Annotated in this window: 19 protein-coding genes; 15 read left to right on the forward strand and 4 right to left on the reverse strand. The window is 42.8% G+C overall.

Translation table 11 applies throughout. The features are described from left to right. Window position 1 precedes the first annotated feature (1 nt). Window positions 2–4,213: a DEAD/DEAH box helicase gene (locus tag FBB35_RS04450; RefSeq protein WP_174708641.1), complete on the forward strand. Its 4,212-nt coding sequence runs from the start codon at window positions 2–4 to the stop codon at window positions 4,211–4,213. Window positions 4,214–4,431: 218 nt separating this feature from the next. Here FBB35_RS04450 and FBB35_RS04455 read toward each other — a convergent pair. Next, window positions 4,432–5,246 (reverse strand): IS5 family transposase gene (locus FBB35_RS04455; RefSeq protein WP_174708067.1). Its coding sequence is split into 2 segments (ribosomal slippage): window positions 4,432–4,880 and window positions 4,880–5,246, totalling 816 coding nucleotides; the frame shifts between segments, so codons are not numbered across the junction. A gap of 164 nt (window positions 5,247–5,410) precedes the next feature. On the opposite strand from FBB35_RS04455, the gene FBB35_RS04460 reads away from it, so the two are divergent. The 3 genes from FBB35_RS04460 to FBB35_RS04470 all read left to right on the forward strand — a co-directional run bounded on the left by FBB35_RS04460 (window position 5,411) and on the right by FBB35_RS04470 (window position 9,088). Further along, the gene (locus FBB35_RS04460) at window positions 5,411–5,761 is read left to right on the forward strand and encodes a hypothetical protein (protein ID WP_174708642.1); all 351 of its coding nucleotides are present in this window, start codon (window positions 5,411–5,413) and stop codon (window positions 5,759–5,761) included. Between the two features lie 463 nt (window positions 5,762–6,224). Then, the gene (locus FBB35_RS04465; protein ID WP_174708643.1) at window positions 6,225–7,577 is read left to right on the forward strand and encodes a histidine phosphatase family protein; all 1,353 of its coding nucleotides are present in this window, start codon (window positions 6,225–6,227) and stop codon (window positions 7,575–7,577) included. A 185-nt stretch (window positions 7,578–7,762) separates the two neighbouring features. Continuing rightward, a complete protein-coding gene (locus tag FBB35_RS04470; protein ID WP_174708644.1) occupies window positions 7,763–9,088 on the forward strand; it encodes a dihydroorotase in 1,326 nt (441 codons plus the stop codon). Between the two features lie 54 nt (window positions 9,089–9,142). Here FBB35_RS04470 and FBB35_RS35660 read toward each other — a convergent pair whose 3' ends face one another. Beyond that, the gene (locus tag FBB35_RS35660; RefSeq protein WP_174713519.1) at window positions 9,143–9,409 is read right to left on the reverse strand and encodes a GNAT family N-acetyltransferase; all 267 of its coding nucleotides are present in this window, start codon (window positions 9,407–9,409) and stop codon (window positions 9,143–9,145) included. A 374-nt stretch (window positions 9,410–9,783) separates the two neighbouring features. On the opposite strand from FBB35_RS35660, the gene FBB35_RS04480 reads away from it, so the two are divergent. Then, window positions 9,784–10,320, forward strand: a complete 537-nt coding sequence (locus tag FBB35_RS04480) for a pentapeptide repeat-containing protein (protein ID WP_254625820.1) — start codon at window positions 9,784–9,786, stop codon at window positions 10,318–10,320. 88 nt (window positions 10,321–10,408) lie between these two features. Here the strand turns inward: FBB35_RS04480 and FBB35_RS04485 are convergent, their stop codons facing one another. Continuing rightward, a complete protein-coding gene (locus tag FBB35_RS04485; RefSeq protein ID WP_174708645.1) occupies window positions 10,409–10,810 on the reverse strand; it encodes a VOC family protein in 402 nt (133 codons plus the stop codon). 19 nt (window positions 10,811–10,829) lie between these two features. Further along, entirely contained in the window at window positions 10,830–11,627 is a 798-nt protein-coding gene (budA, locus tag FBB35_RS04490) for an acetolactate decarboxylase (RefSeq protein ID WP_174708646.1), read from the reverse strand. Window positions 11,628–12,123: 496 nt separating this feature from the next. Between budA and FBB35_RS04495 the strand changes: the two genes are divergently transcribed. The 10 genes from FBB35_RS04495 (at window position 12,124) to FBB35_RS04540 (ending at window position 24,268) form a co-directional block, all read left to right on the forward strand. Next, window positions 12,124–13,071, forward strand: coding sequence for a zinc-binding dehydrogenase (locus FBB35_RS04495; protein WP_174708647.1), 948 nt, complete (start codon window positions 12,124–12,126; stop codon window positions 13,069–13,071). Window positions 13,072–13,221: 150 nt separating this feature from the next. After that, window positions 13,222–14,022 (forward strand): SDR family oxidoreductase, encoded by an 801-nt coding sequence (locus FBB35_RS04500; protein ID WP_174708648.1) that lies wholly within the window; start codon window positions 13,222–13,224, stop codon window positions 14,020–14,022. A 75-nt stretch (window positions 14,023–14,097) separates the two neighbouring features. Then, window positions 14,098–15,012, forward strand: a complete 915-nt coding sequence (locus FBB35_RS04505) for a TauD/TfdA family dioxygenase (protein ID WP_174708649.1) — start codon at window positions 14,098–14,100, stop codon at window positions 15,010–15,012. Between the two features lie 181 nt (window positions 15,013–15,193). After that, window positions 15,194–15,436 carry a hypothetical protein gene (locus tag FBB35_RS34285; protein WP_254625821.1) on the forward strand — a complete coding sequence of 81 codons (243 nt, stop codon included), beginning with the start codon at window positions 15,194–15,196 and terminating at the stop codon, window positions 15,434–15,436. 367 nt (window positions 15,437–15,803) lie between these two features. Next, window positions 15,804–16,604 carry an RMD1 family protein gene (locus FBB35_RS04515; protein ID WP_174708650.1) on the forward strand — a complete coding sequence of 267 codons (801 nt, stop codon included), beginning with the start codon at window positions 15,804–15,806 and terminating at the stop codon, window positions 16,602–16,604. Between the two features lie 319 nt (window positions 16,605–16,923). Further along, the gene (locus FBB35_RS04520) at window positions 16,924–17,529 is read left to right on the forward strand and encodes an alpha/beta hydrolase (protein ID WP_174713521.1); all 606 of its coding nucleotides are present in this window, start codon (window positions 16,924–16,926) and stop codon (window positions 17,527–17,529) included. A gap of 154 nt (window positions 17,530–17,683) precedes the next feature. Next, entirely contained in the window at window positions 17,684–17,896 is a 213-nt protein-coding gene (locus FBB35_RS04525) for a DUF2555 domain-containing protein (protein ID WP_012412287.1), read from the forward strand. Window positions 17,897–18,007: 111 nt separating this feature from the next. Then, window positions 18,008–19,213, forward strand: a complete 1,206-nt coding sequence (gene coaBC / locus FBB35_RS04530) for a bifunctional phosphopantothenoylcysteine decarboxylase/phosphopantothenate--cysteine ligase CoaBC (RefSeq protein WP_174708651.1) — start codon at window positions 18,008–18,010, stop codon at window positions 19,211–19,213. 146 nt (window positions 19,214–19,359) lie between these two features. After that, complete coding sequence (locus tag FBB35_RS04535; RefSeq protein ID WP_174708652.1) at window positions 19,360–20,877, forward strand: hypothetical protein; 1,518 nt, start codon at window positions 19,360–19,362, stop codon at window positions 20,875–20,877. Beyond that, on the forward strand, window positions 20,861–24,268 hold the full coding sequence (locus tag FBB35_RS04540) for a hypothetical protein (protein ID WP_174708653.1): 3,408 nt from the start codon (window positions 20,861–20,863) through the stop codon (window positions 24,266–24,268). The genes FBB35_RS04535 and FBB35_RS04540 overlap by 17 nt, the downstream gene beginning before the upstream one ends. Window position 24,269: the final 1 nt, after the last annotated feature.

The following is a 24,269-nucleotide window of genomic DNA, read 5'->3' on the forward strand; positions in this document are numbered from 1 at the left end:
TATGATTAATTTGGCAAATGATACCACAAAATTGCAAACACAACTCGCTGATAAATACTTCAATTTACATCCTTCCATACAAAAAATTATTCAATTATTTTCGGTAATTTATGCACCAATAGACAAAAATTCATTCGTAAGTTGTATTAGTAAAACTGGCGCTTTAGACGAAAAAAATAAACCTTGGGGTACTAAAACTCTTAGTCCCCAAATTGATAAATTATTAAAAGCAGGTTTTTTAATACAGGAAAGCAGGCAAGGTGCTGAATGTCATCCGTTACTCACAGAAATAGCTACTCGTCATGCTGTACAAACCGGACAGTTTGAAATCCTCGTCACAGCAGTAGAGGAAAAGCTACCAATACGTACTCACTGGAACAGAGATTCTCGGATATTCTACAGTTTACGCCAGTGTATCAGAGAAATCCGCATTGGTATTTATCGCCAAGACCTTAGTTTTATTAATCAGCAAATTGAAGATTACCAGAAGTACAGTGATAGCGAAGAAAAAATAGTAATAGAAAATATCTTTGAGCAGATATACAATAATCCATTTGATGCAGATTGGTTTAACACCTTACCACAAGAATTATATGAAACTGGCATATCAAGTATTCTCTTCAATTCAGCCTTAAAATTATCTGCTTCTGAAGATGCGTTGATGCTGCTGGAAGAAGAATGCTCTACACCTAGAAAATATTGCTCAGATTATCTACATCTGATTTTGACAGAACAACTGTTGTTACAAGGTTGTACCCAAGAAGCACAAGAAAGTCTGGAGCGTATATCAAATGAATATCAAAATAACGCTGCTATTTTTTGGGGTTGGTTAAGTTTTCTGCGGGATGATAATGAACAAGCCATAAAATATTATACAGATGCCCTAAAAGCCATCAAAAAGGCTACAGGCAAACGCCAAATATATTTCAATACAATTGGGGGCTTATTTTTTATCCTTGCACTTTTAAAAGATGGTTCAGCACAACACCTTAAAGAAGCAGAAGAGTATACCAATTTGATGTCCCGTCAATCAGATCATTGGCTCAGGTTCACTTATGGCAGACTAAAAATGGTACTGCAAGTCCACCAAGGTGATATTACCCAAAAACAATTTGTAGTCGGCGGTCATATTTCTTCCGTGGAAGAAGAAAATAGCTTACAAACATTATTTTGTTCGCTATGCCTTTACTGGATGGATGCTGAGAGTGCTAAAAAACGCTTACCTAATTTACTAGAACCATTGTATCGGCGATCGCTTGCCTCCGGTTATCACTGGTTGGCAATGGAAACCGCAGAACTTCTATCCAGGCTTAAACCAAGTAGCAACTATCATAAACTTGCAGAGACACTGCGAGAAGATAGCAATATCCAAACCATCGTAGACTTAATTCGACCGCAAGAAGCTTGGGAAATGTGCCTTAATGCCCTAGCAAATCTCCAAAAAGAACCACAAACACCAGGAAAACCAGAATCCGAACTGCGTTTAGCATGGTTCATCACCTTCTATCCCAGCAGATGTGTCTTACAACCGCGAGAACAAAAAGTTAATGCTAAAGGAGAGTGGAGTAAAGGTCGCCCCATATCCCTCAAACGTCTAAGCAGTGCATTATCTGAGTTTGATTACATAACACCCCAAGATATGCGGGTATGTAGTTGTATTGAGACATATAGTGATGGCTATTACGGCAAAGTTGATTATACCTTCGGTGAAAAAGCCATCTCTGCCTTAATTGGACACCCATTGGTTTTTTGGGAAGATACACCTACTATCCGTGTAGAAATTGTCAAGGCAGAACCGGAACTACTGGTTAAAAAAGAAAAACAGGGCCGTCTCACCTTAGAATTTTCTCCCAAATTACCAGAATCACAAAATATTCTGCACATCAAAGAAACTCCAACCCGCATCAAAGTCATTGAAATTACTGCCGAACACAGACGCATTGCGGAGATTATTGGTAAAGATAACAAATTAAATGTACCTGCGATCGCCGAGAAGCAAGTTTTAGCAGCCATTAATGCCGTCTCTGGCATCGTTACCGTACATTCTGACATCGGTGGCGGTTCAGAAGGTGCAGAAGAAGTACCCGCCCAGACTCTACCCCATATTCATCTTTTACCTGCCAATGCCGGCTTGAAAATCAGCCTTTTGTCACGTCCCTTTGCCCAAGGTGGCCCCTACTATCGTCCTGGTACAGGTGGTGAAACTGTAATTGCCGAGATTGACGGTAAACGTCTCCAAACCCGACGAAATTTGTCTGAAGAAAAGCAACTTGCCGCCAACGCTGTAGCCGCCTGCGCCACCTTGACTCGAACTGAAGAACAAGATGGTGAATGGATTATAGACGATCCAGAAGCCTGTTTAGAACTGCTGCTAGAACTGCAAGCGCTGGGAAATAACGTAGTCATAGAATGGCCACAAGGAGAAAAACTGCGTGTTAGCCACAATGCCGACTTGAAAGACTTTAATTTATCAATTCAACGTCAGCAAGACTGGTTTGCAGCCACAGGGGAGTTGAAATTAAATAACGACCTAGTGCTAGATATGCAGCAGCTACTAGAACTATTAGAGAAAACCCCCAGCCGTTTTATCCCCCTTGGTGATGGTCAATTTTTGGCTTTAACTCAAGCTTTTCGGAAACGCCTCGACGAATTGCGGATGTTTTCGGAAAAACATAGTAAAGGTATTCGTTTTCACCCCTTGGCAACATTAGGGTTAGAGGATTTTGTCGATGAGGTAGGTAAGGTAAAAGCAGATAAACACTGGAAAACACATATCCAGCGTCTCCATGAGGTCAAAAACCTCCAGCCGGAACTGCCATCTACCTTTCAAGCAGAACTACGTGACTACCAGATGGAGGGTTTTTGTTGGCTGGCGCGTCTGGCACATTGGGGCGTGGGTGCTTGTTTAGCAGACCAAATGGGATTGGGTAAAACCGTGCAAGCATTGGCAGTCATTCTCAGAAATGCCCATGAAGGGCCAACCCTAATTATTGCCCCCACTTCTGTGTGCATGAATTGGGTGAGTGAAGCGCAGAAATTTGCCCCAACCCTCAATATTATTCAATTTTCTGGTGCTAACCGCCAAAAATTATTGGATGGGTTACAACCTTTAGATATGTTGGTATGCAGCTATGGTTTATTACAGCAGGAAGAAGTAGCGCAAATGCTCTCTGTTGTACAGTGGCAAACTATTGTCCTGGATGAAGCCCAGGCAATCAAAAATATGACTACTAAACGTTCTCAGGCAGCCATGAACCTAAAATCTAATTTTAAGTTGCTGACTACTGGGACTCCCATTGAGAATCACCTGGGTGAGTTGTGGAATTTGTTCCGCTTTATTAATCCTGGGTTATTGGGTTCATTTGAAAGCTTCAATCAACGTTTTGCTACCCCCATTGAAAAATATCAGGATAAACTTGCACGTAATAAACTCAAAAAACTTATTCAACCATTTCTGTTGCGGCGAACAAAAAATCAGGTGTTAGAAGAGTTGCCATCTCGTACTGAAATTCTCCTTCATGTAGAGTTAAGTCGAGAGGAAAAGGCATTCTATGAAGCATTGCGCCGTCAGGCCATATCTAAACTTACTGAAAGTGATGCAGAAGCAGGAAAGAAACATTTGCAAGTTTTGGCTGAGATTATGAAACTGCGTCGCGCTTGTTGTAATCCTAGTTTAGTGATGCCTGGTACTGAATTACCCAGTTCTAAGTTGCAACTTTTTGGTGAGGTGCTGGGTGAACTGCTGGAAAATCGTCATAAAGCGTTAGTATTTAGTCAGTTTGTTGACCATTTGCATATCATCCGCGATTACCTCGAACAGCAATGTATTAATTATCAATATCTAGATGGCAGTACTTCAGTGGCAGAGCGCAAAAAACGGGTCGATGCGTTCCAAGCTGGTTCAGGAGATGTATTTCTGATTAGTCTCAAAGCAGGGGGGACAGGACTTAATCTAACTGCGGCTGATTATGTCATCCATACAGACCCTTGGTGGAATCCCGCAGTGGAAGACCAAGCCTCAGACCGCGCCCATCGCATTGGGCAACAACGCCCGGTGACAATTTATCGCTTAGTCGCAAAGGATACTATCGAAGAAAAAATTGTGGAATTGCATCACCACAAACGAGATTTGGCAGATAGCCTGTTGGAAGGTACCGAGATGAGTGGCAAAATATCAACAGAAGCCTTGTTACAGTTAATTAGTGAAAGTTAGCTGCTTAAAATAAATTGCGTAGTAAATAAAAATGAACTAGCCTAAAACCCTTCTAGCTATTGCCTATTGCCTTATTCCAATCACTATTATTTACGCCAACTTACTTAACTTAAAATGTATTAGTAAACTCAACATAGAGCAGAAATAATTGACGAGCCAAGTATATACGCAATAGAATTATTGTAGTAGAGCCTAAGAGCTGATTCGTAAACAAAAGATTAAGCTGCCATTCGTTTTACCATCAGACGAATCAATGAGCCGTAAATCATGGCTTCACTGATCTCTGTGTACAACTCATAATCCTTGCTCAAACGCCGAAATCGATTGAGCCAGCCGAATGTCCTTTCCACAATCCACCGCTTGGGTAATCGTTCAAATGTTTTCGATATTCTCTCAATCACCTCAACACGAACCTGTTCTCCGCAAACTTGCTTGACAGCTTGAGCAAAGTTTTCACCAGAATAGCCTTGATCTACCCAAACAACTTCCAATTTAGACAATTCCTGAGCCGATTCATGGAGTACAACCACAGCCCCCAAACGTTCCGACGCATTAGCTTCAGTCACTAAAACGCCAATCAACAAACCTTGAGAATCCACAACTATATGTCGCTTACGGCCTTTAACTTTCTTACCACCATCGAAACCGTAGACTTCCCCTTTTTTTCCGTTGTCTTCACTGACTGAGAATCGGCGATCGCAACGCTAGAGTGTTCGTCTCTGCCCAAATCTTGTCGCAGTTGATGGCGCACTTGGTCGTGAATTTTCTGCCATATTCCTTTGCGCTGCCATTTCTGAAAGTAGCCGTATACCGTTGTGTAAGGTGGAAGATCATGGGGTAGCATTTCCCACTGACACCCGGTACGTTGCACATAGAAAATAGCATTCAAAATTTCTCGTAAATCTACTTCTACAGGATGCCCAAACCCTTTAGGTTTTGGTAGAAAGGGCTTGATAATTAACCATTCGGCATCGCTTAAATCACTTGGGTAGGGTTTACGCTGTGGATTTTCAATCGCAGGTAGACGGCTCATCGACTACAACATAAATTACACTCGACTTAGCCTATAACCTGAACAAAACCGGATTCAGTTTTCTTTAGATTTTCTTTACGAATCAGCTCTAACGATAGAGTTAATTAAAATAATTTGCCCAGAGAATAAAGACAAGCAATATTAAAGATAATTTGGACAAAAAAATGAACGCCAAAATTATTGCTTTGTTGGGAATTACCACGGCTTTTACAAGCTTAGGAAGCCAGGTGTACGCCCAGTCACCAGCATCAAGCTTAAATTCAGGACAATACAGATTAACTGGTGATTCTCTAGTTGGAATTGATCATAGAACAGCCCAAGATGACTTTGGAAAGTTTTTTGAGCAAACTAATCCAGCAACAATCTCTAACAATAACAGAAGAGACAAAACTCCAGTCAAAATTCACTTTAACGAGACATTATCACAGCCAGACACTTCTGTTTTCTTAACACCCGCTCAGTCTGGCAATGAGAACGATGGATTGCAAGTACAGTTAGATTTAGGGAGAGAATAATTAGGTATAAAGTTGACGCTTTGATGTAGGGTGTGTTGTCGCATAGCGCAACGCACCATCAACAATCCACGGTGCGTTAGCCTACAGCTACGGGTGCATTTGATTAAGGAAATAATTGAAAAAGAGGCAAGGGGGCAGGGGGCAAGAGAGATAGTTCCGGTGAGGATTCGACACTTTGGCAAACTTCAGTGACCACCCCGCCTATTGCGCCAGCTTCCCGTAAGGTAGGGGGCTTAGACCCATGTTCCACCCTATCACAGCAGTTCTGATAGGGTTATTTCCCCCTGCCTCCTGCCCCCTGCCTCTTTCCTTTTCGTTGAGGACTTGAAACCTACGGAAGTGGGTTTTGCCTGTATAGTTGCGATTCCTAACTACCCTTTTAACTAAATCCGCTTTCCTGAATCGGTAATTCTGCAATCATTTTGCAGTAAAATTAATCGTCAAGATACAGGAGGGCTTTCAGATGACTCGTGTCATCATTGTGCGCCACGGTCAAAGCGGTTATAACACCGAGCGGCGTATTCAGGGACGCACTGATGCGTCAACATTAACCGAGAAAGGTCGTAACGATGCAAGTATTGCTGGCAAAGCCCTCAGCAATATTGTATTTAATGCTATTTACAGCAGTCCCCTGCAACGAGCAAAACACACAGCAGATATTATCCATAGTGAGTTAGCTACTCATCTTGAACAGTCTGCTGTAATTCAAGTTTCTGATTTGCTACTAGAAATCGACCTCCCTTTATGGGCAGGGCTGATAACTGCCGAAGTCAAGCAAAAGTTTGCCGAAGACTACCGCACTTGGCATCAACGCCCCGACGAACTGCGGATGTTGTTAAATGATGCACAGGGGACAAAAGAACATTTTCCTGTTCTTGCTTTATACGAACAAGCGCGGCAGTTTTGGCAAGAAACGTTGTCTCAACATCAAGGCGAAACTATTCTGATAGTGGGACATAACGGTATTAATCGCGCCCTGATAAGCACAGCCTTGGGAATCCCTGCAAGTCGCTACCATTCAATCCAGCAATCTAACTGTGGCATCAGCGTACTTAATTTTGCTGGGGGATTGGGCGAACCAGTCCAGCTAGAATCTTTAAATCAGACGCAACATACAGGAGAGACTTTACCCTCATTGCGACCGGATCATCAAGGAGTACGGTTGTTACTAGTGCGTCATGGCGAAACCGACTGGAATCGCCAAACTAGGTTTCAAGGGCAAATTGATGTCCCTCTCAACGACAACGGGAGACAACAATCGCAAAAAGCAGGCGAATTTCTTCAAGAAGTAGCGATTGATTTTGCTGTAAGTAGTACAATGCTGCGCCCTAAAGAAACAGCAGAGATTATCTTAAAACAGCATCCTAATGTAAAGTTAGACTTGCAAGATGGTTTAAGAGAAATCAGCCACGGACTCTGGGAAGGAAAATTAGAAACAGAGATAGAACAAGAGTTTCCCGGAGAGTTGCAGCGCTGGCGCTTAGTACCCGCCGAAGTACAAATGCCTGAAGGGGAAAATCTACAAGAGGTTTGGGAACGGAGCGTTGCAGCTTGGCAATTAATTGTGGAAACAGCATTAACTAATCAATTTAAAACTGTATTAGTAGTAGCGCATGACGCTACAAATAAAACTCTACTTTGTCACATTCTGGGTTTATCGCTAGAAAATTTCTGGAATTTCCGCCAGGGTAATGGCGCAGTCAGCGTTATCGACTACCCTTCTGGAATCGATGGTTTACCAGTATTGCAAGCTATGAATATCACCACTCACTTTGGTGGAGGCGTACTAGATAAAACAGCAGCAGGAGCATTGTAAAAAAGTTAGGAGACGCGATTAATCGTGTCTGTACAAGAGTTAGAAGTCAAGTTAGGAGTGAAAAAGTATGAGTGATGAATAAAGTTAAAAATTATGAGCAAGGAACAAATAACTGATAACTCCTAACTCATAACTTATAACTTATAACTTCTAACTTTATTCTTAACTGCTAACTAAAAATTTTTATGACTGAACTGCTGCAAAAAGTACGGGTCATTGACCCAGTTTCTGAAATCGACGAAATCTTTGATGTGCTGATTGCTGATGGTTATATTAAAGAAGTGGCTTCACACATTTCTGATATTCATCCCGATACTCCAATTAGAGATTGTCGGGGATTAGTTCTCGGGCCTGGGTTAGTGGATTTGTACAGCCACTCTGGTGAACCAGGATTTGAAGAACGCGAAACCCTCTTATCTCTTTTACAAGCTGCTACTGCTGGCGGCTTTACCAGAGTTAGCATCTTACCCGATACATCCCCAGCTATTGATAACCCTGCACTTGTGGCCCAGTTGCAGAAGAAGAGAGGAGGACAAGAGGGACGAGGAGGACAAGGGGGACAAGGGGGCAATTTTTCTCCCTTGTCTTCCCCCTCTCCCTTGTCCCCCCCTCTCCCCCTGCTTCATATCTGGGGTGCTATCACCCTAGATGTTGCTGGAAAGCAAATGACGGAATTAGCAGATTTAGCGTCTGCTGGAGTTGTTGGTTTTAGCGATGGTAAGCCCTTTGAAAATTTGGCGCTGGTGCGGCGAGTGTTAGAGTATCTCCAGCCGTTGGGTAAACCAGTCGCATTTTGGCCGAGCGATCGCCAGTTAACAGCAAATGGTGTAATGAGAGAAGGGCCAGATGCTCTCCGTTTTGGTTTACCACCCATACCCGCCAGTGCAGAAACTACTGCGATCGCAGCTATGCTTGAATTGGTTGCAGCCATCGGTACACCAGTCCACATCATGCGCGTCTCCACATCTCGCAGCGTGGAATTAATCGCCTCAGCCAAGGCTGCTGGTTTACCCATCACCGCCAGCACCACCTGGATGCACCTTTTACTTGATACCAAAGCAGTTAAGAGTTATCACACTAGCTTGCATTTAGACCCGCCTTTAGGCAATCCCAGTGATGTGGTAGCCTTGCGTGCAGGGGTACGTAAAGGGGTTATAGATGCGATCGCGATCGATCACACACCCTACAGCTACGAAGAAAAAGTTCAAGCCTTTGCCGAAGCGCCTCCAGGAGCAATTGGTTTAGAGTTAGCATTACCTTTGCTGTGGCAATATCTAGTTGAAACTGAAGAATTTACAGCTTTAGAGTTATGGCGGGCATTGAGTACCAGTCCAGCAAAGTGTTTGGGGCAAAAAGTCAGTGCGATTCTTCCTCATCAACCAGCAGAACTTACTTTATTTGACCCCCAGCAAGCCTGGAAAGTCGAACGAAAAAGCCTTTATACACTTTCACAAAATACACCTTGGTTAGGTCAACAATTGAAGGGTCATGTTGTGCAAACCTGGTGTTAATAAACGCAAATTGTTGTGCATTTGTAAAACCAATAATCTGAATTTAGTTATCTATCAGCCTTTTCGGTACTGTACTTCCTGGTTAAATTCATCTTGATTAGACTCAATATTTGGAAAAAATATTGAGCGGACAAACCCCAGATTATGCAATAAAGCAATAGAACGGTGATTCTGGACATTAACGTAAGCGCAAAAATCAATATTTTGGTAGGTCTCAACTAAATAACTAATCATCCAATTCAATGCTTCGCGTGCATAACCTTTTCCCCAGCAATTAGGGAAAAATACATATCCAATGATTGCACTATTATCTACAGTAATGGTTGCTTGAACATATCAAACGTAGCATTTTTCAATAAAAGACCAGACAGCCCAATTCAAGCAAATCTCCGTACCATCTGGTGATTGGCGACGTGCCAATACTATTTAGCGATCGCGAAGCGATTTAACACTTTGTGGCGGTACATCTTCGATAAAGTTGTATATACTCGCACTCTGTAATCCATCAAAAAGCAGTTCGGCATGATGCGGTTTTAGTGGTCTAAACAGAGTCGTTGAGAGTATATTTTCATGTTGTGAGCTAACCCAGAACTAACAAGCTAAATTATCATTTTTTTAAACTTAAGATAGATTGGCATTACTGCCTGAATTGCTAAATTAAGAATTGATGTAAAGTAGAAGAGGTTGATCTAAAATTGAAGTCTGTAGCTGTAAAGAAAAAAATTAGTCTAGCTGCGATCGCTATGTTAGCAGCAGGTGTTATACTCGGATGTTCTAAAGCGGAACAACCACAAGCAGCAGAACAAAATCTAGCCCCCGCTCCAACTACACCTCTACAAACAAATCAGCAAAATTCAGAGAGTGTTCCAACTCCTCCCACCCTTGTAACTGCGACAAGCAATCCAGTTCAACAGCTTTTATCCACCAAAAAATGTCAAGGCTGTAACCTCCGAGGCGCTAACCTAGATAAAGCCGACCTCAAAGGAGCCGATCTAAGTAATGCCATTCTAATTGACGCTGACTTAGATGAAACTAATCTGAGTAATGCTAACCTGAGTGGCGCTGATTTAACTGATGCAGACTTAGGAAAGGCAAATTTGACAGGAGCGAACCTCAGCAAAGCTAATTTTACGAAAGCTGATCTCGAAGATGCAAATTTGACCAATGCTAATGTTACCGATGCAATTTTTACAGGAGCAGACTTAGAGCGGGTAATTGGGTTGCGTCGCTAAGATAGTGCGTTGGCGCAGCCCAACCTAGGCATCGCTACTAATTACGCACCTACGCCCAATTGTGACATAAGACCTTTCTCTTTGATTGTTAAACTTCTCTACCGCCTGTATGTGAAGAAGTCAGCGTCAATAAATAGCCATCCGGCCCAGTTAAGCTAAATGAACTGTGGATTCTGCCTGTTTCGATCTCAGAAACAGTCAGTCCCCATTTCTTAAAAGTATCTCTGGTGGCGATAACATCATCTACCATCAGATCAAAAGGTGCATTCGTTCCAGGTGCGATCGCTTCTAAACTTGTTCTTAAAACTAAGTGCGTTCCTCCCCGTAATTCCAAAACAGCTAATTGTTCTGATTGGGTAATCAACCGCAGTCCTATCCTGACGAAAAAATCGCTAGCCTTTGGTACATTACTCACATATAATCTTACATGCCCAATCGCCACAGGTGGGCGGGCATCCGTTTGTTTTGCAATAGTTTCTGGTAGTGACATAGTTTTTATTCAAAAATAATTACTTACGTTCAACTCTGTTGACTTCAACAGGTTTGTTATCTCCCAAATCAGCTTGCACAAATTCAGCACTCTTGGGCAAATTTATCTCAACGTTTGATAGAGAATCAATTTCTATTTTAGCATTTTGGAATTGTCCATCTAAGATATGCCCTCCAGTTGTCCTATTTGCCGCGATGAAATGAAAGTGATAGCCATTAACATTTACTCCTTGCATATATTCGGGTGTGCGAAAACCGACTAAAGTGCCATTGATATTCCTTAATTCAAAAATTGATTGTTCTTTTAGTGCTTCAGCCAAAGAACGATACGGCGGAGTTTGTTTAGGAGGAATTCTAAATTTTAGGTAAGGAAAATTCCCTTGGATACGAATCGCATAAGGATAATTTTTAGTTGGTAAGTGCTGATCTAAAGATTGCTGCAATTGTTTATAATTCATCCGCCCTTCTATATTAATTAATGTTTCTGGTTGAAAAAAGGTGACTGTAGCAAAAGGACTTATCATTGAATCAGGAATAACAGAGGCAACTCCATCAGCTTTTATCTGGTAAAATTTGCCATCTAATCCAACCATTTCTCCATCCAGAGCATTTACTGTCCCCAAACCAAAATTACCGTGTTTTCTCAACTGCTTAAAATTAGTATTGCCGTCAAAAATTCCCACTGCAAGAGCGCTAATTGTTGATGTTTGAAACAGGGTATTTGATGACGTATATTGCTGAGTTCTAGCGGGTAAAATAGCAAATAATAGTGCAGTAATGGTTAAAATAGTTATCCAGAAATAACGCTTGAGTTTCATCGGGTCAAAGATATAAAAGTTTTGAAGTTAGAATTTCCTCATCCTACCTAGCGAAATCTAGAGACACTTGGAGAGCAGCTAGTCATAAGGTAATTGTCATTTAAATTGCACCATTTTCATGGTAGTGAAAGCTGCAAACTTGCTCCCTGCCCCCCTGCGATCTCAATGTGCAATCTTATTTGCTTAACAGCTTACAGCCAGTTAGAAGGTGAAGGTTGACAGCGACTAGCTTACAACACAGCAATAGATATAACCATTGATGCAACAAATCTTTTTGCAAGGTGCTTGATTATTCTAGCTGTCTGTGATAATTTTCTTCTTACGTTCCAGAAAATACTTTAAGTCTATTGTGTTACCGTAGTTAACAAGATTTTGTTAATCTAGTTACAGGGATTTGGAATTAAGAAGAAATAACTAATCTATCGAGTTTATCTATTGCAGGCAGTACATTGCGAACCAACGAACTAGAAATTAATCTCTAAGTCAGGGCAACCTTATGAGCAAAATACGTGCTGTGATTGTTGACCCCAATGTGCCGGGGCGTTTGGCACTGAGTGAAGTGAATGTACCAAAGTCTGCCCCAGATGAAGCTCTAGTCAGGGTAGCGGCGATTTCTCTGAATCGGGGAGAAATAAAACGTTCAACCACTGCTGAGGCTGGTTGGCAGCCTGGTTGGGACTTGGCAGGTGTAGTGGAAACTCCTGCGACTGATGGGTCTGGGCCTCCCCAAGGAGCGCGTGTAGTTGGCTTACGTCGCGCCGGTGCTTGGGCGGAACTTGTATCTGTTCCTACTAACGCCTTAGCAGAACTACCGCCATCGGTATCTTTTGCTCAAGCTGCCACCCTACCTGTAGCGGGTTTAACCGCGTATCATGCAGTGCTAAAAGGTGGTTCACTGTTAGGTCGTCCAGTCCTGGTTACAGGTGCATCAGGAGGTGTTGGTTACTTCGCTATCCAATTAGCGCAACTGTCAGGGGCGCAAGTAACAGCACATATTCGTCAACCTGGCTATGAAACTTTGGTTAGAGAAGCAGGGGCACAATCAGTGGTGATTGGCGAAGACCTTTCACCTGCTAGTGAGTATGGCCCCTATCATCTAATCATAGAGTCAGTGGGTGGTAAGACTTTGGGGATAGCCCTTAGCTTACTAGCACAAGATGGAAAAACTGTACTGTATGGAGTATCTGGGGGAGCAGAAGTGACATTCAACGCTGCCCAATTTTTCGGGACTGGTAGCGTGAGCCTGTATGGTTTACGTCTGTTTGATGAATTGAGATTTGAATCAGCCGCAGTCGGTCTAAAACGGCTTTTAAGTCTAGTAGAAACAGGTCAACTGCATCCTCACATTGATTTAGAAGCTCCTTGGACACAAATAGCTGATGTAGCCCAACAACTACTCGATAGGCGTTTTCCTGGTAAGGCTGTGTTGCACATTTCCAACTGAAGTATTAAAGCGGGATACAGAAATCAAGATACTTCTGGGTTGTACATCTGAGGAAAGGCAAGCCATCTTGGATATCCACAATACAGGTTCTCAATCAGCAATATTATTGGTTCGCAAATAAATTACTTACATTTGTGAGGGTAAATTTGTATGAGTTTAGAACTAAAACTATCAGGTAAAACCGCGATTGTTACAGGAGGAAGTGCAGGAATTGGGTTAGCGACTGCCAAAGCCCTTTATAGTGAAGGTGTAAATGTTGCGATCGCAGCCCGCAATCAAGAACGCTTAGATCAGGCTGTAGCAGATATCCAGTCCTTACCTACCCCAGGCGCTAAAGTTATTGCCATCAGCGCCGATTTAACTAAAGCAGAGGATGTTGAGAAAGTTGTTTCAACCACCTTGGCCCAGTTTAATCAGATTGATATCTTGATTAATAACGCCGGTTCAGCCCGTGCTGGATCTTTCCTTGAATCCACCGATGATTTATTCTTGGATGCTTGGAACTTAAAATTATTGGGCTACATCCGCTTAGTTAGAGCCGTCGTCCCCCATCAAAAAAGCCGAGGTGATGGACGGATTGTCAATATAGTTGGTGGTGCAGGACGTACACCTCGCCCTAACTTCCTAGCTGGTGGTACAAGCAATGCGGCTCTACTCAACTTTACAAAGGGCATTTCTAAAGAGTTAGCCGAGTACAAGATTCGCATTAATGCCATATCGCCCGGTGCTACAGCTACTGAGCGTGCCGAGACTTTAGCGCGGCAAAACGCCCAAGCGCAAGGGATCACCGTAGAGCAAGTAAAGGCACAAAACATCCAAAGTATTCCTTTAAAAAGAATCGCCCAGCCAGAAGAGATTGCCGCGTTAGCGTTATTTTTGGTGTCGGATCTAGCTGCATCAATTACAGGAACAGAGATTATCGTTGATGGCGGTTCTACTCCTGGTATTTAGCAGATGCGATGAATCAGACGCGATGAATCGCGTCTCTACATCTTGTAAAAACATAAATTTCTTGGAGATAAAAACATGGGTTCTCAATACTTTGATATCAAACCAGTTGCAGGACGTATCGGTGCTGAAATCATCGGTGTTAATCTGAGTTCTAACCTCAGCGATGACATCATCAGCGATATTCGCAAGACTCTAGTCAAATACAAAGTGATCTTTTTCCGCGATCAGCAACAACTTGATGCTGATGGACAGGTAGCCTTCGCTCGTCGTTTCGGTGAAGTTACTACAGCCCACCCCACTGTACCATCGCTACCAGAAAACCCAGAAGTTTTAGACCTGAACTATGGCCGCACTACTTCCCGCGCCAATAGCTGGCATACTGATGTAACATTTGTAGACCGTCCTCCTCTCGGCTCTATCTTACGAGCGCTTGACATTCCGCCAACTGGTGGCGATACAATCTGGGCAAACTCAGTAACTGCATACCAAGATTTACCTATCCATCTGCGTAATCTCGCAGATCAACTTTGGGCAGTACATAGCAACAAATACGATTATGCTACTGCATTTGACCTACCTGAAGATGCCAAGGCTTACCGGGCTGTCTTCACCTCGACTGTATACGAGACTCTGCATCCAGTTGTACGCATCCATCCAGAATCTGGGGAGCGTGGACTATTCATCGGCGGATTTGTGCGCCAATTCCGTGGCTTATCAACAACTGAATCAGATGACATTCTGCGACTGTTGCAGGCATACATCACACGTCCTGAGAACACAGTGCGGTGGCGTTGGCAAGTTGGTGACGTAGCCTTTTGGGATAACCGGGCTACTCAACATTATGCGATCGCGGATTACGGCGACCAGCCCCGCCACGTTCAACGAGTCACAATTGTCGGCGATCTCCCAGTGGGCATTGATGGTAAGCAAAGTGAGGCCATCAAAGGAGACGCTTCTGAGTACAACCGACGTGAGGCGGTGACTGCATAATACTTAGGTATTGGGCAGGGGGGCGCACACAGTGTGCGCCCATGATGGGATGTTTTTTATCGGAAGTAGGGGCGCAAGGCCTTGCGCCTCTACAAAAGTACAAATAATTTTGGGTAATTTATTTTTTGGAAATCCCTTAATAAACTAAGCAGAACGATATAAAAGTCTCTATAGAACCCATTTGACATCTTATGAGGTTTTCAATATTCCCAAGATCACCATCCTACTAGACCACGGGTATCACCCAGAATATTTGACTCAGGAGTTAGAGCAGATTTACCCGGAGATCATGACCAAAATCCAGTTTCAACTTTCTACGAAACCCTCAAAACAAGAGAAAGCTGCACAAGAAAAATGTGGATTTGTTCCGGCAGTAGCCTTTCGGGGTGATCGAGCGCTCCAATGCTTGGATGGAGCGTTGTAAAATTCTGGTTAAGAACTTTGAACGAACCCTGACTGGTGCCACTACCAAACTCAACCTCTGCTTCATCAGGCTAATGATTAAGAGGCTTGCAGACCCTTCCTAAGATGTCAAATGGTTTCTATATAGATTTGAGGCTATATTTTGTGTTTTCTATCTAAGTCCCATTATTGACACCCTTCAATCCCATCAAATTCGGTCAGGTTTCATCTGCAAGCTAAGACTTGATGGTAGTCAAAATACAAGCGCATCTTCGGCAGTCCTAGATAGCTTTATTGGTAAGCTGAGATTATAGCGATCTCCGATAATAGGCATTAATTGCGATCGCTAACCTCCAAGATCAGCAGACAGAAAAGCAAACAGGGCGACAATGCAAAAACTCCTTTTTAACGATACAGATAGATTTAGAGCGCAGGCCCTATTCCTTGGTAAGGATATTAACTTACAGACATTGGAGAATTACGTTTCCTTGGCGACTATGCCATTAATGGTTACAGTCGGTGAACAGGGCTGTGCGGTACTGCTAGACTATGGCGCAGTTGTCCTGTTTAACCTTGAGCCTGGAGAAAAGGTAGCCTTTTTGACTAAACTATCCTCTCAAATTAGTGGCTCTTTTGCCGAACCGGAGACAGAAGAGGTGGAAATTCATCTCAACATTATAGAGAGTGAGAGAGTTAAGGAAGGAAAAATTTTACTGCATGAATTTAGTGTAGAACGTTTGCAGATAGTGGCTGACATCCTCGCTAAAAGTGTTGTGCTGTCTCATTATGAAACTAGCCTAGCGACTGTATTCGATCAAATTGAACCGTTTGCAGCTAGTCTCCAGCGTGAACACAGGGAAAGACGGCAAAGTCGGGAATTACTACGTCAACTTGGGACTGCGCTGTTAGTTCAACATAAAATTGTGGGTCGAGTTGAGATCATCGATAAGCCAGAATTGCTCTGGGAATCCCCACAGCTAGAAAACTTATATCTGCGCTTAGAGGATGAATACGAAATTCGTGAGCGTCACAATGCTTTGGAACGCAAACTAGAGCTAATTACCCAAACTGCACAAACAGTCTTAGAGTTCATGCAGCATAGCAGTAGCCAACGAGTAGAGTGGTATGTGGTGATTTTAATTGTGGTAGAAATTCTGCTGTCACTGTACGACATCATTTTCAAAGGCTAAGGTTAAATTAGAGTTATTTGTAAATCAAAAATGCTTACTGCGAAGGGTTTTTGGGGATTCAGATTCATCAATAGGCGCTAAAATATTAAAAATTGGTTTTTGTGTAAGGTAAATTAACTTTTAGTGAAATTTCTGATTTACATCCACTTCCACTAATATGTACTCGTAAACAAAAAATTTAAATTTTTCCTACTCGCACCATGACATATAGCTATTCTTTGGGTAAGCAACAAATGCCCCTAAATACTAAGTCTGCTTGAAGAGATAGGATCTATTATAAAAGTAGAATTTTAGGAGTAAACCTCTGTCTTTACAACTTATTACCGTTCCCCCCGAAACTTCTCAACCCGCCACAGGGTTAATTGTGACTTTGCATGGTTGGGGAGCTAATGCTGAGGATGTTGCATCTTTGCTACCCTTGCTCAATTTACCTGATTACCAGTTTATATTACCCAATGCACCTTATCCTTATCCCTATTCCCCTATAGGGAGGGCATGGTATGACCTGCGGGTGGAAAATATGTATGAAGGATTGATAGAAAGTCGGAAACTGCTAATAGATTTTTTGCAATCTTTAGAAAGTACCACTGGCATACCTTTGTCACGCACTATTTTAAGTGGATTTTCTCAAGGCGGAGCAATGACTTTAGATGTAGGCTCAAAATTGCCACTAGCAGGCTTAGTTGTGATGAGCGGGTATTTACATCCCGATGCACTAACGGCAGATCAAAGAGATATTCCGCCGACTTTAATCAGTCACGGTAAATATGATGAAGTTGTTCCACTGCAAGCTGCTTTAAAGGCACGAGACACTTTAAAATCTCTTGGAGTGGCGGCAGAATACCATGAATTTGACATGGGGCATGAAATAAATCCACAAACGTTAAAGGTGCTGCGGAATTTTGTTGTAAATACAATTAGCTAGTCAGAATTACGAATTTTTTATAAATTCTGGTATAAATGCTGAAAATTTTCACGAAATCCATGCCTTCTAATGAGTAATATATATAGGGTGGCTGCGTTCAGCGCAACTTAACCCATGCTGAAAGCGAGTGCTGCATAAGGGAGGGGCGAGCATTATGACAACTCTAAGCATTTCCAGGAAAGAAATTGCTGCCATAACTGCAGCAGAAGTAGAAGAACTGGCTACACGTCTGGATCTGGATAATTACAGTAATGCTTTTGATGGTTTAAATGATTGGCATCTATTACGAGCGATCGCATTTCAGCGTCCAGAGTTAGTTGAACCCTATATCTACCTCTTAGACTTGGAACCTTACGATGAAGCGTAGTTGAGAGTTAGGAGAGACGCAATGAATCGCGTCTGTACAGGAGTTAGGAGTTGGCAATTAATATTCGTAACTACTTGCTCCTAAATTACTACTTACTCCTAACTTTTTACCATGACTAATCCAAAATTGAACAGGGTTCTAATAGGTGTAGGTGGCGGTATCGCCGCCTACAAAATTTGTGAATTGGTTTCAACACTGTTTAAAACTGGGGTCGAAGTCCGAGTTATCCTCACCCGTTCGGCGCAAGAATTTATCACGCCTCTGACTTTAGCCACCCTATCTCGTCATCCCGCCTACACAGATGATGATTTCTGGAAACCAACTCACTCTCGTCCCTTGCATATTGAGTTGGGTGAATGGGCAGATGTTATGGTAATTGCCCCCTTGACGGCTAATACATTAGCCAAGCTAGCATTCGGCATGGCTGATAATTTACTTACAAATACCGTGCTGGCTTCTACTTGTCCCATACTGTTAGCACCCGCAATGAATACGGATATGTGGGAACAGCTATCGGTGCAACGAAATTGGCAACAGCTATTAGTCGATCGCCGATATCATGGAATGAATACAGCATCGGGTTTATTAGCGTGCGATCGCATCGGTGCTGGTAGATTAGCAGAACCTCCAGAAATTTTGGCTCACATCCAATCGTTATTACACACTCAAGGTAAACGAGATTTAGTAGGTAAACGAGTGTTAATTAGTGCTGGGGGAACGCGAGAGTTTCTTGACCCAGTAAGGTTTATTGGTAATCCTTCCACAGGTAAAATGGGATTAGCTTTAGCACAAGCCGCATTTCACCGAGGAGCAAACGTCACTTTGGTACATGGCCCAGCTAATTGGGATGCACCATTGGGAGTACAAGCGATTCCCGTTGTTAGTGCCGAGCAAATGCAGCACGCCATGCTGGAATATTTACCCAACGCTGATGTAATTGTCATGTCAGCAGCCGTGGCAGATGTGAAGCCAAAAGATTATAGTACAGAAAAATTGCCCAAGCGATCGCTCCCCCAAGCCTTACCCCTAGAACCAGTACCGGATATAGTCGCCCAATTAGCACAACTTAAACAACCGCATCAGATATTAATTGGCTTTGCTGCACAAACTGGTGATATTGTCAAGCCTGCATTAGAAAAGTTACAGAGTAAAAAACTAGATGCTATTGTTGCCAATCCCATCGATCAACCTGATAGTGGTTTTGGGAGCGATAATAATCAAGCAATATTTTTAGATAGTCAGGGAAATCAGCTAGCGATCGCACTTTGTTCTAAATTAGAAATGGCCCATCATTTATTTGATTTTGTTCTATTTTGACTAAGTTATCTAATCCTTAGTTCTCCAATCCTCAGCACCGTGCCAAGACACAAAAATTTCTTTTTGCGTTTTGTTAGTGTATTGACATTTTGAGTTACATCATTTAGCGTAAACAACAATTGATGTAAAAATATTCGATTACACTTATGTACTTTGAGGACGTGCGTCAGTGGCAGGGAACTGCGGAGGCTCTGACAAAGGAGCTAAAACGCCAGATTGAACAGCTTGAACTGTCTATAGAATCACCTGCGCTGCGTACCGTTCGGTCGTGGAGAGCAAAACAACTTTTATCACAACCCAAAGGACAAGAATTTGGCTTTCGTCAGGTTTTGGAGGGTTTGGCAACTGCTCTCTTATTAAAGAAAGGTTGGACACTTGCGGCGATCGCTCAAGTTTTGCCATCCTTTGGTGAAGATACTTTAGAGAGGCAAATTATTGCAGAGACTCAAGGTCAAGATCCAACATGGCTACCTGCAATTTCAGCAACTTCTTTGCCTTTACCTACAGGACACCGCCCAGCGAGGGATCTGGCTGAAGATGCTGTGATGTTACTTGCTCAGGGAATTCTTCGCCAATACGATCGGGTTCTCCCAGGTCGAGAGATTATGCGCCAAGAAGATAGTACGCTGCCACCAGAACTCTATCAAGCAATGTGCAAATTGGGTCGTCTATATATTGAAGAAGGATTAAGCGATCGCGCTGCCTGTGTGCATACTGTTTTAGATAATGCTCGATACCCTCTTGGTTGCGATCGTTGGCAGTTAGGGGTTTTTAACCAATCAGACTTTCGGTTTTCTAGCGTTACCTTAATTGATCCAGATTTACGAGTACCCACCTCAGACTGTGCAGAGATTGCCAATCTGAGCGGGGCTTTTGGTGAAGACAATGTGATTGAGCATCGCTTATATACTCAGTTATGCGAAGCAACTGAACGATTGGGTGGTCGTCGTCAACACAAAGCTTACACCGCGCTACGACAGTTATTTGGCAGGTACTCTCTGATAGGAGAACGGCAGCTATTAGACTACTTGGTTGAAAATGACTTGACCCCTTTACAGCGAATGATCGTTGAAAATTTCTTCAACTTAGTGCCAGATATCTGGCTAGTTGACGGACTAGCACATCGCTGCGCCCACTGTGGCACACTGATGCGATCGCATCCCAACAAAAAACTTTTTTCACAAGGGCGGTGTCCAATTCGCCAGTGCATTGGCCACAACTCACCAAAAGTATCTGAAAAACTAGATCCCAAAGACATTTTACTAATTGCCGAGCCACGAATTCTTACCTACTGGACAGGCCCAGCAATTGACGAATTAGCCATTTTTGATACAGCTAGACAAAATAAGCTCAATGCTGAACTTTACCCGGAGTCGGATTTATGCGATGTGGCAATTAACGAACGAGCAATTGGAATTGATGCCAAATCTTACACAAGTCCAGTGACTTTGGCTTTGCGTCTCAATCGTAGTATTGGCGGGCTGATTCACTATCGCCGCCGCATTCTTGCTGTGAGCGATCGCTTAATCGAGGATAACCCAAGCTACATTTCTACCCTCATTTCAACACTAGATAAAAAGGGCGATCCCGCTAGTTTAGAAATTATGTCGGTTTCCTCTGTAATTGATTTTTTAAAGAAGATGCCTTATGCGAACCAAACCTGATTTTTGGAAAGGTGTAGACCGAATTTGCTGGCTTTGCGTCTTAATGGAGGAATTTATTGATACTAATTCACTGGAGTACGCGCCAGTAATTATGTCAGGCATGGCCAGCATTTTAAATGCAGCTGTATTAGAGAAAGCCCGTCAAGCTATTTTCAATATGCGGCAGATGTCCCTGACTTTTGTTACACGGCAGTCAGTTCAACACGCAATTGCTCTCTATAACAATCATCATTACTGCAACCACACTAAAGGAGCGTATGAGATTGATACCGAAACACTGCACTTCAAAAGAACAGATCCTTTAGAAGATTCTCAAATTACACAAGCGCGTCAAATTTTAAGTGCCCCTTTGTCATACGATTCGTATGGTTTTACATTTGCCGATCCTCGTCAGGCGATGGCGGTTGCGTTAGGTGAAGAGTCAACCGCCGTGAAGTTAGACATTCCTCGTATAAATGCCCCGATTACTGCACGTCGTACACATTCTCTCAACCGCCAACCAAGAGGAAAAATTCGCATTCCCTTAAGTGAACTGCGCGATCTGGCTATTGAGATGGACGAGCGTGAAAAGCAAGATACTGAGCGACGACGTGGTAACTGGGCAGATCGTTTTGAACGCTTTGACCTCATGATATCGGAAGCTGGAAAAGGTCTGCGGAAAGAAAATGATGTGTTGGAATTAGAAGACATCAAGCATTTAATTGGTTTACCAGGGTCAGGTAAAACAACCATTCTCGTGTTGATAGCTATCTGGTTGGGACTAAATGACTATAAAGCCATGTTTGTGTTTCCCTCGATTGAAGTTGCTAGACAGTACATGGCTGAACTGGCATTTCATCAAGTTAAGGTGGGAATGCTTGTCGGTCAAAGTGATGAAACTCGCCGTCGTCATGCAGACAATATTGCTGAAGCGATCGCAACACGAGGTAATGGTGGCTTTGCTTACACCTTAGAACAGGCAGAAGTTTTTGGGATGAACTGCGTCTTACCAGCCTTTTCAACTGCTGATATGTCCCTGTGGGGGTTTGGTTATGCTCCTTGCAACGAGATATTGCAAGGCGGAGGGAAACAGGGAAAGATGAAGAAATGCCTGTGTCCTTTATGGACAATGTGCGGTCGAAACAAAGCACCGCGAGATTTGTTGGATGCTAATATTTGGGTTGGTCATGTGCGATCGCTCGATACTCAAATATCACCTCATGCGATTCAGGAACAAGTACGATATTTTGAATTAATTGCTCGTACCTTCGATGTAGTTGTTTGCGACGAAGGTGATATGGTGCAGACAGTGTTAGATGGTTATGGGGCAGCAACCTTAAGTATTTCAGGCTCAGAGCGATCCATTCATCGGGTAATTTTAGAACAAATCCATAACCGCTTTGCTGGCAGCGAGAGCCATCGATTATTCGATCGAGATGTAGAACTCTACAGCCGTGACTCGGCAGAATTTGGTAGCTATAATACTTCCTTAATTACCACCCTTCAGAATATGTCTAAGTCGCGGGTGGGAGAACGCTACGAAAATCAATTGCTAACTGTATTACGGATTGTTAGCGAACTATTGAATACTTTAAAGAAATCCTCTCAGCAGAATGACCTTGATGAACAAGAAGCCAAACTAGGCTTTAGCAAAAGTCGAGCGCTGACTGAATTTTGGGAAGCGGCAGCATATAACGCCTTTTATGATCGCACAGGTGTTGAGAACCCTCAAGACTTTAAAGCAGATTTGTGGCCTCGGATTTTAGGCTATAACCGTGAAACCCTTGAAAAACAATGGAAAACTCTCATTAGCCATTTTCGCCGTTACCTGGCTGAAAATCTGATTAAGCGACGTGATGCGATCGTTGAAGAAATTGCTGAATTATTTCTCAAGCTCTGTTTTCCAGATCATTTATCAACAATAGAAGCAGAAGATTTAGCTAAATTACTTATAACTGTTACTTTCGTAATTGTGGGCTACCAGCGAATTGTACCAGGAACTAGAACGATGGTTGCAGAAGGTTTCATTCGTGAACCAATTGTGGAATCAACTGCATCACCAGAACTCCGAAAATTCGTTCCAGAAAGCATTTTAGGTTCATTTTCTGGAGTGCGATACAGTTTTTCCAAAGCACAAACAACACGTACCGCCGCCAGAAATGTGCAATTGTCCTATATTACATTTGTTGGTGCGCCCCGAATGTTAATGCACCGTTTTCATCGGTTGTTAGAGGCAGATGATGGACATCCAAGCCCAGCCGTTTTAATTACCTCGGCAACTTCATTTTTAGAAGCTAGTCCCGCCTACCACATTAACGCTGGCCCGCATTATTTACTAAAACCGCGTCAGTCAGAAAATAAAGCAGAGCAGAGCGTTTATCGTTTCAAATGGTTTCCAGATAGTGAACGTGGTGATGAACCCCTCAAATATAGCGGTGCTGGCGACCTTCAAAAGCGTAATCTTCTGCGAATGGTGAATGCTCTTGTAGGAGGAAGTAAACCTGAAATTTACAAGTCTATGGATAGATTTGATGTTAAGTCTGGTATTCGTCGCAAAGCCGCTTTAGTTGTCAATAGTTATGAACAGGCTCGTTCTATCAAGAAATATATCAATGACTATCATCCTGAAGTTGGTAGACATACAAAAGCAATTGTTCAATCCCTCAGAGATGGAGAACAACCGACAGATTTTGTTACCTCTGCTCAGTGTGAGGCATTAGGAGACGATGAAAACTGTGATATTTTAATTTTTCCCATGTTGGCAATTGGTCGAGGTGTGAACATCGTTTTCACCAAAGGCGAAAGAAAGCTAGATGCGGCAATTGGCTCGATTTACTTCCTGACTCGTCCTCATCCTACCAAGGATGATATGCAGCTTTTGTATAGCTTGGCAGGACGGGCAACACAAGAATTTGATAGTCGAGTTTTTGGTGAAACAGAAGATTTAAATGCGATCGCAACTTCTTGGCAGCAATCAAGGAAAGACTTGTGGCGAACTGCCAATAGATTGTTACGTGAACCCTTAATGGCCAGCCGTTTAGGTCCTGAACTATTCAAATCGTTTACAGCTAATCAAATGGTTGCGATTTTGCAAACAATTGGGCGCGGGATGCGGAATGGATGCCCAGTATCAGTTTACTTTGTGGATGCAGCTTGGGCTAAAAAATCAGCTGAAGGTCAACCCGACTCTGGGCGAGACAGTATGCTGGTGCAAATGCGAATCATTTTAGAAGAATGTGTCAATCATGAAGACCCCGTAATTCGAGAAATTTATCAAGAACTTTATGGCACATTTCTAAAACCTTTACAGCACATTCAAGGAGTAATTTATCCCGATGAACTAAATTCGTTAGAAGAATCTACGGATGAAGATGAAGGTTTTGATGAGTTTTCAACACTATTGGATATGTAAA

This window comes from Nostoc sp. TCL240-02 (assembly GCF_013343235.1).
GTDB lineage: Bacteria > Cyanobacteriota > Cyanobacteriia > Cyanobacteriales > Nostocaceae > Nostoc.